We start from the raw sequence: 13,169 nt of genomic DNA on the forward strand, positions 1-13,169 counted from the left end.
ATACACTACAATACTGAATGGTGCAAATTTTAAACATCAAAAGAAGAGCTGAGCTTACGCTCAGGTTTGGTTGACTTTTGACCCCTCCCTATAGAGGAAAGGGGATTGCAGTCAATGTAGGTTCAATTTTGTTAGTAGGTTTTTCACTGAAAATTTCTTGTGCTTGTTCTGTAAGGGATTTGTTTTCAATTTCATCTTGTTTTTCTTTTTCATTAGTTCTAAATTTTTCAATTGTATCTTTAAATTCATTCCTATAGATTTCACGATATGTCGTTAATGATTCAAGATTGTTGTTTTTAATAATTTTCTCGAATACATCTTGATAAGAGTGTTCATTGCCAATATCAATAGAAATATCATCAAGCCATACTTTTATGGTTTGCCCTGTATTTGATAGTTTCAATAGCTGATCTGCTACATACATATCATAGAGCAAATTGTTGTCAATTTCTTTTGACGTAACTACTTCATTAACAAAAGGTACACCTTCAATATGTCTGTTTTCTTTGTATTTAATCGTGGCAATATTGTCAGTCATTCTTTCAGCATGTTTTTCATTATTACTTTTAAAAATATTTTTTCGATAAAATTCATCAGTTATTTCTTTAATTTTTAGTTCAAAGATACTTCCTAAAACTGTTTCTTTACCTTTCATCTGAAAAATGTTTTTGTTAGTTTGTTCATCTCGTACAAGTAACTGCAAATTTTCTTTTGTCTTTTTATCAACTTCAATAAATTCTTTATATTTTTTTTCTGAAAGAAAAACGTCAAAAAAATAATATGTGGTGCTACCTTTATCAATTACTTGAATGTTTTCGGTTGATTCTGTTTCCGTTATGGTTTCATTCATCAAAATTCTTCTTTCTATTATTGGCCAAAAAGATTCTTAGTAAATTTTTCCACTGAAAATAAGTTCTTTGCGTTCAGTTGCAGTCAATTGATTGAGATCCTTCTTGAAAATTGTTTGTGAGACAACGTTTGCTGATTTAATTTTTTGATTGTTAATTGTACCTTGTTCTTTAAGAATGGCATCTTGTTTTTCTTGCATGTATTTGTGATATTCTTTTTGGTATATTGCGTATGTACGTTTTGTGTTCTGCATATACCAACTTTTAGGATATTTCTTATAGTGTTCTTGTAAGAACGTAATTTGTTTTTCTAGTTTAAGTGTATTGATTTCCATTTATTCCTCTTCTTTTTTCTGACGTGAAAAGCTCTAATCAGTAATTTCACTTTCTACGAATACAAATTCATAGTATTCACTAAATTCACCATCACATTCATCACACTCCACGTCATAGTAGCCACCAAAAAAACTCTGCCACTACTTGAAATCTCAATGGTGTTGGGTTTCGAAGCAAGTTGGGCAAACTTGTTTTAATCAATTTCGTTTCCTGCGAATACGAGATCGTACCATTCCATGAAGTTAATGTTGCAATCTTCGCAAGAGACTTCATACGTGGCACCTTCGCCGTTAAATTCAATCGAACCGTATTCTACGTTTTCTGACCCGCAAGCAGGACATTTGGCTTGTTCGTTATATTTCTGTTCAATCATTTTGTTTTTCTCTTTTCTATTTTTTAACTTAAAAACGGGAATTTATTGCTTTAGGACCAGCAAAAGCCAACATTACTAAAACTCTGCCACTTCTTGAAATTTCAATGTTTCTTGGTTTTGAAGCAAGATGCGCGAACTTATCGTAGTCAAACGCCTCTGTCCAATCAAAATTCCAGTATTGATAATTAGGGAGCGGAAGATCCTCTTTTTCGAACAGGTCTTCAACGAATTCCTTGCAATTTTCAAAAACAATTAGTCCTTCTTCAACATATTGCTCAAAGTCAAATAGGTCGGTGAATTCATAAGCTGCCATAACCTCATCCACTATTTCTACTGGCATTTCGTCAATAGAATAATATTTTTTTAATTCTTTTCTTGTTCTTTTCTTGAATTTGTTGGGCTGCACATACAACATTTGTGTCTCCTTTTGTTTTCTAATATTAGATCATTTTTTTAACAGCCAGAAACTTTTCGTAGCTGTTATTAAAACTGTCAACATCAAAGTTAAATAACTTTTTAGTCCGCTCAAAGTCGCCTTCTAACGCATATTCAGCTTGGATTGACGCTGCAATGCGAGTTGCTAAGTCGTATTTTGACTCGTCAACATTGGCTTCATATCCGTATTCTTCGTAGTAATTTTTGAAAAACTCGCTGTTAGAGAGATAGAAAAAGTCAGAAGCCGTTGAAAAGTCAAAACCAAACCTGTCAATATAATCTAAATCTTCACCTGAATTGGATACGGATTCTAGCGCAATATTATACAGCTTTTCGTAAAGACCATCATTATTAACGTCATTCTTGTTTTCGTGAACAAGAAGTGTCACGGCATCAGCATACAAGGTGAAATCGCTTGTGTATTGATAACCTTGTGTTTGATCAAAATTGAGGTTATATATTAAATCACGTGTATCATGATTATTACTGACTTCAAAGATATGGTTGTCTACCATAATCAATGAACCAGCACCGTAGTTTGCAATAAGCGCTTCATTAAAAGATTCAACAATCCAGCTAAAATCGTACTCAAAGTTATCATTTTCCTTGAACCATTCTTCAAAAGAGACACTTTTATCAAGCTCACCTTCATAAATAAGTTGTTCATAATCAAACATGCGTTCGTTTCTGATATGTTCTTCTTCATCAAATTCAAAAAGTATTTCTTTCATTGATTTTCTCCTGTTATCTTAAATTTTTTTCTAGCAAAAATATAAATTAAAAATATATTTTCGAAAGCTTTCAAAAAAAAAAAAAACCGTCTGAAAGACGGTTAAATTAATTCTGCATTGATTTTTAGCTCATGAAAACTTTTTGTAGTTCTAACTGAATATTGTTTTTTTGATTTCTCAATTACAGAAAAAAACCTTTTTTCTGTGTTATAATATTCCTTGGGCTCGCTACCTTTTACGTTACAACGTAGAGGGAGGTGTTACGAGTGTTAGAGAAATTAATTACGTTAATTGTTATCCCGATTTTGGTCGGTCTTGTCATTGAGCTTGTCTCAATGCTAGTATCTTGTTGGCTTGACAAGAAAGATAATGATTAAGGCGTGCCCTCAAAAAAAGCCACACGCTAGTCATCGCAACTAGTGCAAAAAAAGGCCCTAGAGATTCGCCGTCTCTGGGGTCTTTGTGTTACGAGTTAAAATTAATTACGTTTCGCTAAATTCATTATAGCATTTTTCCAATTTTTTTCCAAATTTTTTCGGCGAATTGCGAGTTCACGATTCATTTTCACTTCATGAAAACTTTTTGTAGTTCTTCTACTTTTAGTTCTAATTGAATGTTGTTTTTTTCGATTTCGATGTTGAGACGTTCAATTTTAATCTTGAAAAGTTGTAGTTCGTTGATGTTTGTACGTTCAGCTAGTTTGATAAGCTTTAAACCAGGATGGGTGTTTGTGCCCCCGCTGAGTTTGAACAAATCTTTGAAATCTTGTGGAATAGTTTCACTTGCAATAGCGAGTTGCTTTTCGTAATTTGTTTGTTCAGTAGCTAATTCATTGATGTATTCACTATTTTTTTCAGAGATAATTCGAATTTCCTCGTTAATTCCCTCAAAAGTGGCTTGCTTATCAATAATTTTTTTAAGATATTCTTGATTGGTAGTGGCAGTTAGACTTGTTGTATTAATTTTCACAGCTGGTTTATTTTCAGGAATAATTTCTTCTTCTTGTTGTTCTTCTACCTCTTCTACAGACTTAACTTCTAATTCATCTTCTGATATTTCTTTAACTTCTTTTCGTTTAGATTTTTTAGATTCATTTTTAGAAGGGGTGTCTTCGATTTCATCTTTTGTTATTATTTCTTCAGTTTTCATTTCATTCAGCGATTCATCTACTACTTTTTCTGTTTGTTGTTTCCGATAATTCTCTTTGAGTTCTTCCATTTGTTTTTGAATTGATTTTACCATGGGTGCGATTCCTCTTTCTTTTTTGATGTTATCTCTAAACGAAACATTATCCAGATTTTTCTTCTTACTCAGATAATCTACCTGTTTTTAGGTTACTCGCTTGCAAGGACTGAACCAAAGTAGCGAACTTTAGCTTTCTTACACACATCACCACCGTACAAGTACGATAGTACGAGATCACGCATGAATATCAGTCTAGTGCATGCTTACATCCCCCCATTGAAATGAGGGGTTTTTCGCTCGCCTATAATAATGTTTCGTTTACAGATAACATTTCTGTTTTCTGCTAAGCGGTAGCATCACCAAATTACCGCTTATTTTAGGATTAATGTATATCGAAATAATTTTATCTAATTATTTTTTGGTGAATGCAAATTGTAAGAATCGAACTTACTAAACTTTCGTGTGAATTTTTATCATTTTTGAATTTTGGAATTTTAAGGAAAATAGTTTGAAAGTTATCTACCATAGATTAATTTGCAAGGAGAACAGATAGTTTCTTATGACTATCTGTTAGTTTATATCTAAAATATCACTCACTATATTTTAGATTTAACTGTCTAAATGTCCATTATCGTTAACAATCCACTGTGAAAGTGATAATGGATATTTGGACAATGCCAGCTGTTGGGCATGAACCAACTGAATCCCACTTAAGTTAATTTTTCATACCATTAGAAAGGAGGTAGGGTTTAACTAAGCTGATTACTGGCTAATATGACAATGCTTCCACCAAGACATTGCCACAAAGAGAACCTAAAGGGTAATAAAAAGTTTCTTTTTTATTTTTGGTGAATGCAAATTGTAAGAATCGAACTTACTAAACTTTCAGAAGTGAAATGCCAGGGCAATTGAGTCAACGGGAAAAGCTCTCGCAGCAATTGTCGTGTTTGTTTGGTCGCTCTCCTATATCCTATATACGTTCTGGAAACGTCGCAAAACTGAAGGGAAACAACAACACAAATTGGGAGGTCTGTTCATCCTTGTCATTGTTGCGTTGGTATTGTCAACTGTAGCTTTGATTGGACAGTACCAATCAGAAGGTTCCGATATATCTAAGGATATATCCATAACGTTATTAGATGAATGAACAACTATTACATATAACTGAGAAAATTTTTTGAAAGTTATCTACCATAGATTAATTTGCAAGGAGAACAGATAGTTTCTTATGACTATCTGTTAGTCTATGTCTAACATATCGAACCACTACGCTCATAGATACGTCATAGAGCAAACATTTCTGCTCTGTATCCTGATATTTTCATTTATCAGGATATTACAGGTAATGGAATCGAACCATTCTTGTTTTGGATATGAACCAAAAGTGACACCATGCCACCCACCTGCGATAATATTATTATGTTATTGACCTTGTTGGATTTGAACCAACGGTTTTTCGGTTATGAGCCGAATGCTTTAGACCAACTAAGCTAAAGGTCAAAGTTAAAACGAATGCCTGTTAAGTGAATCGAACACTTGACCTTCTGATTACAAATCAGATGCTCTGCCAACTGAGCTAAACAGGCTATACATTTTGTAGTAACTGACACAGCAGGGCTCGAACCTGCGACATCTTGATTAACAGTCAAGCGCTCTACCAACTGAGCTATGTGTCATTAAAGAAGTACTATTGATTTTCTTCTTTTTCATAGGGTTGCAATGTTTGTTTTTCTTTTTCTATTAAGTCTTTTCCAGTTAAATAGTAGTGATTATTTGTGTTAAAGATAATATCATAAGCATATACTATGAATAAGAATATGATATAAAAGAAAATTGATCCAAATATAATATTAAGTATATTACTTATGTTATATCCCTCTTTCATAAAAGAAGGTACGGCTATTGTATAAGAAACTACTGTCATTGTTATTAATACTATTAAAAGCATAGCACCAATTATTGCAAGACAGCTGAGTAGCCAGCGTTTAATTAGTTTAAGATGAATGTTTGTCTTTTTGTATTCATTTTTTTCTATTAAGTCTTTTCCTGTTAAATAGTAGTGCTTATTTGTTGTGAAGATAATATCATAAGCACAAACTATCAATAAGACGAGAATAGAAAAGGAAATTGATCCAAATAATATAATAAGTCCGCCAATTGTATCATATTTTGATTTCATTGAAGGATATACTATCATTGCTATTAATACTATTAAAAGCGTAGCACCAATTATTGCAAAAATATTGAGCAACCAGCGTTTAATTATATTAAGATAAATCTTTGACATTTTGTATCTTTTTTTATTATTTTTCATATTATTATGATACTATTTTGCGATTAATTTTTGAATACACTTCTAACCTTTTTTTTTATTTTTTTTGAAAATAATCAAAATAAGCATTAATGACTCTATCAACGTCTTGAAAATCAAAAATTTCATAAATGCCGTCATCATGTGGCCCGTTAAGTTCTAGTTCTGTGTAGAACTCTTCGCTAGGATCAGTTATTGCTAATTCCGCTACACCATTGACTATGGCAAGGGACAATTGGTAACCTTTTTCTAACTTGTACTTAACAACGACATGGCGCCACTCTCCTTGCTTTACAACCACTGTTTTTGATTCGATCGGTATTTTTTTTGCAATATATGCGATAAGCTTTTTTTCGAAGTCAATTTGATTTTTTGTTATCATTTTTCTCTTTTCTATAGAACCAATGCAGTGTAATACTTGATTAATAACTGCAAAGTTTTATTTTTCATATCACTTTCAGGAACATTTAGTAGACGTTTGACTGCAAAATGAGTTGCATCTAATTGATTGATTGCTGTATCTTCAGTTTTAATTGCAAGTAGCATTTGTAAGTTAAACTGTTGACCAATTGATTGTAGCTCATTTAATGTTAAGCTTAAAACGTCGTTGCTGTCACTTTGTAACTGAATACCAATCTGATTAGCTTGTTGTTGAAGGACTTGTTGCTGTTGGGCTTGTTTAAGTTGTTGAGCTTTAAGGACTTCTTTTTGTTTAGCTTGTTGGATTGCTATATCATTAAGGCGTTGCTTTTCATTTGCTAGTCGAATTTCTTCTTGCTTGATAGCATTTTGATATTCTACTTTTGCATTTTCAATTTGATTAACTAAAATAGCATCTTCTGGTAACTCTTGAAGATAGTTTTTCCAGATATTATATGCAGTAGATTCTAAAATCCCTTTTTCAGATAACGTTTCTAGTATATATTGTTGTACTTTAAGGGATCCTGTAATGAATCCTGTTAATTCATCTTTAGCTTTATTTTCACTGTAAGTTTTACTACCAGAGATGAATTTGGGATATTTGTTAAGGTAAATTTGTAAAGTTGGTTTTGGTAGTTTTTGCTGATAGGCATAGTTTGCAATTGTTAATTCAAAAAACTTATTTAAAGCAGTCACGCGCATATCTTTACGTTTTTGTAAGACTTCTGCTTTTAATGATGAATCTTCATTACTAAGCAACTGTAATTTATCTACGCCATATTCGTTTAAGCGTAATTCTAAGTAATCATCAAACGACTTAATGTAATCCTTTAAGAATCGTTTTGAGTCTTTTCTTGCAGTATCTACTATCTTTTTAACCTTTTTGGCTTTTTGAATATTCTCTTTTAGTAATTGGTATGAATCACTTTCAAGAATTTCTTCGATTTTATCAAAAGAGTTTTCATCATTTTGATTGATAAGGTTTTTTACAGTAGCAATCTGTTGTAGTCCTTCGTTGACAATATTTTTAGTTGCTTCTAGTTGCTTAATAATGCTATCTTTGATTAAGACTGGTTCAGTTGCATTTTTAAGTTGTATCTCAAAAATATTATTTTGAGTTGTTTCATTTTTGTTTTCAGTCAATATTTTTAGATCCTTTCTTTTGGTGATTTTTTTCTAAATGAACAAAACCAACGCTGAAAGCGTTGGAATTATTTCACACGATTTTTTTGCTAAATACAACCCGCGGGAATCGAACCTGCATCATTCACAAAAAGAGGGTTTGATTCTTACACTTGGGAAAAAGAGATAATGCTTTGCCATTAAGCTAAGGTTGCGTAATGACACTACTGCCACTACTGACTAATTTTTTGGATGTGTATTTTAGTTTTTTGCTTAATTGACTTCTAGTAGAGTGATTTCGCTAATATTATATCCTTGGTCAAGTGCTTTGTTAATTGCGGCTATTTTTGTTTCCGCTTCTATGACTGTATGTGTATCAACGAATATGATCCATTTGTTCATTTTTGATAATTTTTCCTTTCTAGTTAATTTCCAGTGCTGCCAAATCCACCTCTATTTGTATTTTCTTCTAAATTATTTTCAACGAAGTGAATATTTTCTTTTAGTTCGCTTTTTTGAGTTTTGACCAATCTGAATTGCAATAGGCGTGTCCCTTTAGGAATCTCTACTGATTCTGTCGCAAAGAATTTCGCACCCCAGTAATCTTCGGGACCGTTATAGGAATTATCAATGATTCCTGTTGAGTTTCCTAGAATCAAGCCATACTTGTTATAGGTCGAGCTGCGTGGTACAATATGTGCTTCATACCCTTTAGGCAGTTGCATGGCAATTCCTAAATCTACAGATACCTTTGATTGTGCAGTTGCTTGAATATCTTCGTCAATTGCAAGGTCAATCCAATCGCCTTGCTCGATTTCTTTTAGTTTTGCTGTAGCGCTGTTTTTGTATTTGATTTTGATTTGCATTTTTTCTTTCTACCTTTGATGATACGTTCCAAACTCAGAACTTGCGTGTAATGGAATGAATATACCACCATTTTTTATATTTGCTTTTACGTATTGAATTGATTGTTCTTCAGAAATATGTCGCTTATTTGATTCCATTCTCGTTAATCTATTAGTGAGTTCTTTTTTTTCTTCTGGCAGAATAACAACTTTTTGTAGGTCAAATTTAACACCTTCTATTAACTGATTTAATAGCTTTGCGTTATAGTTTGCTTCCAATAGAATGAAATCGTATTTATTATCAACATTATCAAAAGTGATTTTTTCAAGAGGTAATCCATAGATTTGTTGCTTTTTGCCGTTCTGATAAATATCTGTGTGCTTAGTAATATCATTTTCAAGATAATACTGGGAGTCAATAGTATCTAAGTCAGTTGCATATAAGAATTTTTTCATTCCCGTTGGCGTTTGGACAGCAAACTCTAGGGCAATATTTATAAGATCTCCGTGAGATACATTATAAAACAAAATCTTTATTCCGTCTTCTTCATTAGTGTATCCTGAAATAGGCATATCTGAAGTATTTATTAGAATGATGTTATTTGGGTTTTCAAAAGCATAATCTAAAATATGGCTATAAAGACCTTTAATGTTTGATTTTTCGGGATTTGCCTTAATATAGTTTAAAGAAAATTCTGTTAAGAAAATTTTTATATGCGGATATGACTTCAAGACTTTTTTTAAGGTAGTACCATTTAGATGATCCCCGTGAATGTGCGTGATAACAATGTATTTTACTTTAAGAAAATAATCGGGGTCAATTTCTGTATATCTTGCAAGTGGTAGTCCTAAGTCGATCAATAACTTTAAAGGTTTAATGAAAACTGAGTTTCCTTTAGAACTGCTTGATAGTAATTCTATATAATAACTGACATCTTCACTGATACCATATTCTGAAAGGTTTATTAACGTATTTTGCTTTTCAAAATATTTAAATGCGTATTTGATTGTCATTTAGTAGTTATTTCCTTTTCATTTGTTTTTTTGCAATAATTTTTTTCAAGCTCGTCCAAAAGATAGTCAATGAGTTTTTCTACAATTGGTAGATTTGTTTCTTTAGCAATTGCGCGTGCTTCTTCGAATGTCATAGACTTGCTTGGCTTTTTTAGTGAATTAGACATGGTTAGACTTTTTCTTTCAGTTTAGTTTTTTAGATTTAATTTTATCAAATGAAACCGTCATTTCATAGCTACTTTTAGCTGTTAATTTTCAGTAGTTACTACTTGAAAACTTAGGTGTTCTACTGACAACTGCCAAGTTTTATTTTTAGCTAGATCTTCACAAATTTGTGTTATAGTTTTAACGTCAAATAGCTCTGAAAAATAGTCACTTAGGATATGTCTTAAAGCAACCGTCCCTTGTACAATCCCTTTGCCTAAAGTGTAATAAAAACATTTTCCAGAATTATTATCGTAGACTTCGAGTAGATAATCATTTTCTGAATTAACATTATAGTATCTTTCTATCAAATATTCATCAGTTATTGTTTGTAGATTATTTCCATTATTATATTGTTTAATGATTTCTTGAGTATTTTTGTCAATCTTTTTTTCAAGATTTTTTAGTTTAGCATATGTTTTTTCCAATAGGTTATTTTTGTTGGTTTCTTGAAAATCGTCTTCAAGGATGAATTCATCAGTCATTCTTTTACCTCGTTATTATCAACCATTTTTGACCATTCTTCATTCCAATCTTCTTCCGTTTTTTCAACGAGTGCATCATAGCCATAAAACCCTGCTTTTTCAAGCAAAGTCTTCAAAGTGATGTATTCATCATTTTCATCGTAGAAAGCTCTTTTGGAAGAAATGTTATTAAGAACTTTAACAGTGACGATAGACGACTCTGTTAGTCCAAAATCATCTAGCAGAAAATATGCTTCAGAAGGTGTATTTCCTTTCGAATTTTCATTTGCTGTCCAGTTTGTTTCATAAGTTGTCCCTTTCGCAAATTCTTCTACAGCATGTAAAAGTGCATCTCCTGTCACGTCTCGCTGCATTGCGAAATAATCATCAATATTTTTTTTTGCAAATTCCCCATATTTGCTAGTTATAGTATCATATAAATCCTCAACTCCAGTATGGACATGAAAGGCTAGATTTTTATCTAGGATCATTTCACGCAATTCTTTATACGTATCTTTCTCATTCTCAAAATCATTTTCAAAGTAAACGTAATCGGGGTCATCTTTATTCATTTCATTTAATGCAGTTACAGTATCATTTGCCTGAACTAGCAGGTTTTTCATCAGTGCTGATAATTCAGTACTTGATAATTTTTTCAGATCAACACCAAAAGGTTGTGCTCGGTAATACTCAATATCAAGTAATTTCTTACCTGCAACCTCGCCAGCAATATAGCCATCTTTTCTGCCATCATTGGAAATAGAAAAAGTGAAACCTTTCATTCTATAATTTTCAAGTTGACTTATCTTATTATCCATACCATATTTATGATAAAGAAAAGAGGTCTCAATGTAATAGTTCTCTGCTTCTAACCTCGTTGCGATTGCTTTCTCATCTGATGGTTCTGTGACAAAAGACTGATCTGTATCAAATAAGTACTGAGTGAACTCATCAAACGTGACGCCTGCAGGCAAGACTTTATTTTCTGGGTCTTTGACGTAGGCTTCAAAAAGCTCATTATCCCACGCTGTATCGTCATTTATCAAACGGGAAATCCAAACAATGTCTGGAAACGCCTGAGTGTTGGGTAATTCTGGCAATTCAAGGTTATTCCAAGCTTCTTGCATTAGTTTCTTTTTTTCATCTTTAGTCATTTTTCTCTCTTTTCTATGAACAATTTTCCAAAACTGTTTTTCATTTTTTCTAAGAAAAAAAACCAACGTTGAAAACGTTGGAATTGTTTTGTACTATGAATATTTCACAGTTGATTTGTATTATTTTTATTTTTTTCTCGAATTTCAGTTTTGATTTTGTAAGTCTTGATATTCTTAATATCTTTCGTCGGATTTTCGGTTTGATGCACAAAATGAGCCACTTCTCTTGCGCTGGGCACAACTTCAAGCATTCGACTCAAAAATTTTTCTTCTTCTTCGGAAGAGCTGGCAACATAGAAGCTCATGAGAGCAGCCGTGAAGTTAAGCTTGTCAATCGCATTGATTGGTATGAATAGATATTCTTGACTTTCTAACCTTCCCATTGCAGCATTTGCGGCAATTAAAGCTGTTCGCTTATTTCCATCTTGAAACGGCTGTAATTTCGACAGTTTCGCAAACAATCGCCAAGCATCTTTTTCTGATTGATCGCTATTTTCAAACTCACTTACAATGTCCTGCAAATCTTGACGAGTGATGATTTCGGATGGAAAATACCCTTGATTACTACCTGTTGTTGTTACAACTGCTATTCGGTCATCTTCATTGTAATAAGCATTCCTCAAATGCCCTGGCAGCGTTGGTTGCTCTTCATTTGGTGTATCAAACTGCTTATTAACCGCAATAATACCATCAACAGAAAAACCGACCTGCTTAATCGCATTGATTCCTTTTACTGCATCCTGAAAGATTGCGGCGTCATTATTGTTTTGAATAAGTGGCTGCGTTGATTCAACTTCTAGCGCCTTCTTCGTTTGAGCCACTGAACTCTTGTATTCATTTAGTCCACCAAGAGAGACGATGAATTGCGCTAATTTTTCGTTACTATCCATAGTGAAGTTCCTCTCGTATCTAGTTGATAACTACCACCTTATCATCGTTATCTACCCCTTGTTGGTCCTTTTTTTTTATCTTCTTTATGCGAAAGTTCTGCCCCTTCGGTAGCAACAAACGCTTGCTCACGATTAAGCTCATAAGCTACTGACTTTTCAAGTAAACTCGCTAAACCATCAATGTTATTATCTTGCAAATAGCCAATATACTCATTTCGCTGCTCAATTGTGATAACTGCAAGTGTGCCGAATTGTTTCAAAGTGCCATAGTCAATCAACATCCGACCCACTCGACCATTACCGTCCGAAAATGGATGAATTTTTTCAAATTCTATGTGACTGCGTGCAATTGCCTCAAAAATAAAGTCATCTTCGATTGACTTCAGTTGCCAGTTATAATTTTCCAACCATTGGTCAATCAAAAAAGGAACTTCACTAGGTTTTGCAACATCAATAGTTGCACCTAAAATTGCATTTTGTTGCGTTTTGAAAGCGCCTTTATCTTCTCTGATATGGTCTAATAAATCGGCATGAAGTAGCTTGATGAATCGTGAATCAAGTGGATTTTTTGTAGCAACAAAGCTGATAAGATCAGCGAGCGCTTCACGGTGGTTAGCAACTTCATACATCTCACGAAGGCTTTTTGATTTACCAGGTGTCATCTCATCAACCAGGATAGAAATTGTGTCGCTCAGTGTCAACGTATTGCCGTGAACTACACCGACTTAACTAAACCTAGCGGTTATTAACGTTTGAAGTCGGAGCATCAAGATTACTTCGTAATCAAAAATATCTTGATTACGTTGTCACTCGAATTTTTCCTAAATAACCACGACT

Annotated in this window: 18 protein-coding genes and 4 tRNA genes; 1 reads left to right on the forward strand and 21 read right to left on the reverse strand. The window is 33.0% G+C overall.

Translation table 11 applies throughout. The features are described from left to right. Nucleotides 1-88: 88 nt before the first annotated feature. From Hs20B_RS09375 to Hs20B_RS09395, 5 genes are all read right to left on the reverse strand, one after another. On the reverse strand, nucleotides 89-850 hold the full coding sequence (locus tag Hs20B_RS09375) for a hypothetical protein (protein WP_172357894.1): 762 nt from the start codon (nucleotides 848-850) through the stop codon (nucleotides 89-91). Between the two features lie 36 nt (nucleotides 851-886). Then, nucleotides 887-1,183, reverse strand: a complete 297-nt coding sequence (locus tag Hs20B_RS09380; protein WP_172357896.1) for a hypothetical protein — start codon at nucleotides 1,181-1,183, stop codon at nucleotides 887-889. Between the two features lie 194 nt (nucleotides 1,184-1,377). Further along, the gene (locus Hs20B_RS09385) at nucleotides 1,378-1,557 is read right to left on the reverse strand and encodes a hypothetical protein (protein WP_172357898.1); all 180 of its coding nucleotides are present in this window, start codon (nucleotides 1,555-1,557) and stop codon (nucleotides 1,378-1,380) included. A gap of 28 nt (nucleotides 1,558-1,585) precedes the next feature. Further along, entirely contained in the window at nucleotides 1,586-1,972 is a 387-nt protein-coding gene (locus Hs20B_RS09390; protein WP_172357900.1) for a hypothetical protein, read from the reverse strand. Nucleotides 1,973-1,997: 25 nt separating this feature from the next. Then, a complete protein-coding gene (locus Hs20B_RS09395; RefSeq protein WP_172357902.1) occupies nucleotides 1,998-2,723 on the reverse strand; it encodes a hypothetical protein in 726 nt (241 codons plus the stop codon). Between the two features lie 266 nt (nucleotides 2,724-2,989). On the opposite strand from Hs20B_RS09395, the gene Hs20B_RS09400 reads away from it, so the two are divergent. Next, nucleotides 2,990-3,100 carry a type I toxin-antitoxin system Fst family toxin gene (locus Hs20B_RS09400; protein WP_172357904.1) on the forward strand — a complete coding sequence of 37 codons (111 nt, stop codon included), beginning with the start codon at nucleotides 2,990-2,992 and terminating at the stop codon, nucleotides 3,098-3,100. A gap of 187 nt (nucleotides 3,101-3,287) precedes the next feature. Here Hs20B_RS09400 and Hs20B_RS09405 read toward each other — a convergent pair whose 3' ends face one another. From Hs20B_RS09405 to Hs20B_RS09475, 16 genes are all read right to left on the reverse strand, one after another. Continuing rightward, entirely contained in the window at nucleotides 3,288-3,965 is a 678-nt protein-coding gene (locus tag Hs20B_RS09405) for a hypothetical protein (protein WP_172357906.1), read from the reverse strand. Nucleotides 3,966-5,333: 1,368 nt separating this feature from the next. Continuing rightward, nucleotides 5,334-5,408 (reverse strand) — tRNA-Ile (locus Hs20B_RS09410). A 13-nt stretch (nucleotides 5,409-5,421) separates the two neighbouring features. Further along, a tRNA-Thr gene (locus Hs20B_RS09415) sits at nucleotides 5,422-5,494 on the reverse strand. A gap of 17 nt (nucleotides 5,495-5,511) precedes the next feature. Further along, a tRNA-Asn gene (locus Hs20B_RS09420) sits at nucleotides 5,512-5,584 on the reverse strand. An 11-nt stretch (nucleotides 5,585-5,595) separates the two neighbouring features. Next, entirely contained in the window at nucleotides 5,596-6,222 is a 627-nt protein-coding gene (locus Hs20B_RS09425) for a hypothetical protein (protein WP_172357908.1), read from the reverse strand. 55 nt (nucleotides 6,223-6,277) lie between these two features. Next, nucleotides 6,278-6,601 (reverse strand): hypothetical protein, encoded by a 324-nt coding sequence (locus Hs20B_RS09430; protein WP_172357910.1) that lies wholly within the window; start codon nucleotides 6,599-6,601, stop codon nucleotides 6,278-6,280. A gap of 11 nt (nucleotides 6,602-6,612) precedes the next feature. Further along, nucleotides 6,613-7,782 (reverse strand): hypothetical protein, encoded by a 1,170-nt coding sequence (locus Hs20B_RS09435; protein ID WP_172357912.1) that lies wholly within the window; start codon nucleotides 7,780-7,782, stop codon nucleotides 6,613-6,615. Nucleotides 7,783-7,876: 94 nt separating this feature from the next. Beyond that, nucleotides 7,877-7,976 (reverse strand) — tRNA-OTHER (locus Hs20B_RS09440). 58 nt (nucleotides 7,977-8,034) lie between these two features. Next, nucleotides 8,035-8,163, reverse strand: a complete 129-nt coding sequence (locus Hs20B_RS09825) for a hypothetical protein (RefSeq protein WP_267130156.1) — start codon at nucleotides 8,161-8,163, stop codon at nucleotides 8,035-8,037. A 23-nt stretch (nucleotides 8,164-8,186) separates the two neighbouring features. Next, complete coding sequence (locus tag Hs20B_RS09445; protein ID WP_172357914.1) at nucleotides 8,187-8,627, reverse strand: dUTP diphosphatase; 441 nt, start codon at nucleotides 8,625-8,627, stop codon at nucleotides 8,187-8,189. Between the two features lie 9 nt (nucleotides 8,628-8,636). After that, a complete protein-coding gene (locus Hs20B_RS09450) occupies nucleotides 8,637-9,620 on the reverse strand; it encodes an MBL fold metallo-hydrolase (RefSeq protein ID WP_172357916.1) in 984 nt (327 codons plus the stop codon). After that, nucleotides 9,617-9,787, reverse strand: coding sequence for a hypothetical protein (locus Hs20B_RS09455; protein WP_172357918.1), 171 nt, complete (start codon nucleotides 9,785-9,787; stop codon nucleotides 9,617-9,619). The genes Hs20B_RS09450 and Hs20B_RS09455 overlap by 4 nt, the downstream gene beginning before the upstream one ends. An 81-nt stretch (nucleotides 9,788-9,868) precedes the next feature. Then, nucleotides 9,869-10,309: a hypothetical protein gene (locus tag Hs20B_RS09460; protein WP_172357920.1), complete on the reverse strand. Its 441-nt coding sequence runs from the start codon at nucleotides 10,307-10,309 to the stop codon at nucleotides 9,869-9,871. Next, nucleotides 10,306-11,442, reverse strand: coding sequence for a hypothetical protein (locus tag Hs20B_RS09465; protein ID WP_172357922.1), 1,137 nt, complete (start codon nucleotides 11,440-11,442; stop codon nucleotides 10,306-10,308). Before Hs20B_RS09465 ends, Hs20B_RS09460 begins: the two co-directional genes overlap by 4 nt. Before the next feature lie 104 nt (nucleotides 11,443-11,546). Next, entirely contained in the window at nucleotides 11,547-12,332 is a 786-nt protein-coding gene (locus tag Hs20B_RS09470) for a Fic family protein (RefSeq protein ID WP_172357924.1), read from the reverse strand. 47 nt (nucleotides 12,333-12,379) lie between these two features. Beyond that, a complete protein-coding gene (locus Hs20B_RS09475) occupies nucleotides 12,380-12,994 on the reverse strand; it encodes a Fic family protein (protein WP_172357926.1) in 615 nt (204 codons plus the stop codon). Between the last annotated feature and the right edge of the window lie 175 nt (nucleotides 12,995-13,169).

The sequence above is a fragment of the Pseudolactococcus insecticola genome, assembly GCF_011170065.1.
GTDB classification, from domain to species: domain Bacteria; phylum Bacillota; class Bacilli; order Lactobacillales; family Streptococcaceae; genus Pseudolactococcus; species Pseudolactococcus insecticola.

Bases quoted from the DNA above. Each gene is read 5' to 3' on its own strand.
- Hs20B_RS09375 (WP_172357894.1), bottom strand. From the start codon at position 850: ATGAATGAAACCATAACGGAAACAGAATCAACCGAAAACATTCAAGTA.
- Hs20B_RS09380 (WP_172357896.1), bottom strand. From the start codon at position 1,183: ATGGAAATCAATACACTTAAACTAGAAAAACAAATTACGTTCTTACAA.
- Hs20B_RS09385 (WP_172357898.1), bottom strand. From the start codon at position 1,557: ATGATTGAACAGAAATATAACGAACAAGCCAAATGTCCTGCTTGCGGG.
- Hs20B_RS09390 (WP_172357900.1), bottom strand. From the start codon at position 1,972: ATGTTGTATGTGCAGCCCAACAAATTCAAGAAAAGAACAAGAAAAGAA.
- Hs20B_RS09395 (WP_172357902.1), bottom strand. From the start codon at position 2,723: ATGAAAGAAATACTTTTTGAATTTGATGAAGAAGAACATATCAGAAAC.
- Hs20B_RS09405 (WP_172357906.1), bottom strand. From the start codon at position 3,965: ATGGTAAAATCAATTCAAAAACAAATGGAAGAACTCAAAGAGAATTAT.
- Hs20B_RS09425 (WP_172357908.1), bottom strand. From the start codon at position 6,222: ATGAAAAATAATAAAAAAAGATACAAAATGTCAAAGATTTATCTTAAT.
- Hs20B_RS09430 (WP_172357910.1), bottom strand. From the start codon at position 6,601: ATGATAACAAAAAATCAAATTGACTTCGAAAAAAAGCTTATCGCATAT.
- Hs20B_RS09825 (WP_267130156.1), bottom strand. From the start codon at position 8,163: ATGAACAAATGGATCATATTCGTTGATACACATACAGTCATAGAAGCG.
- Hs20B_RS09445 (WP_172357914.1), bottom strand. From the start codon at position 8,627: ATGCAAATCAAAATCAAATACAAAAACAGCGCTACAGCAAAACTAAAA.
- Hs20B_RS09450 (WP_172357916.1), bottom strand. From the start codon at position 9,620: ATGACAATCAAATACGCATTTAAATATTTTGAAAAGCAAAATACGTTA.
- Hs20B_RS09455 (WP_172357918.1), bottom strand. From the start codon at position 9,787: ATGTCTAATTCACTAAAAAAGCCAAGCAAGTCTATGACATTCGAAGAA.
- Hs20B_RS09460 (WP_172357920.1), bottom strand. From the start codon at position 10,309: ATGACTGATGAATTCATCCTTGAAGACGATTTTCAAGAAACCAACAAA.
- Hs20B_RS09465 (WP_172357922.1), bottom strand. From the start codon at position 11,442: ATGACTAAAGATGAAAAAAAGAAACTAATGCAAGAAGCTTGGAATAAC.
- Hs20B_RS09470 (WP_172357924.1), bottom strand. From the start codon at position 12,332: ATGGATAGTAACGAAAAATTAGCGCAATTCATCGTCTCTCTTGGTGGA.
- Hs20B_RS09475 (WP_172357926.1), bottom strand. From the start codon at position 12,994: ATGACACCTGGTAAATCAAAAAGCCTTCGTGAGATGTATGAAGTTGCT.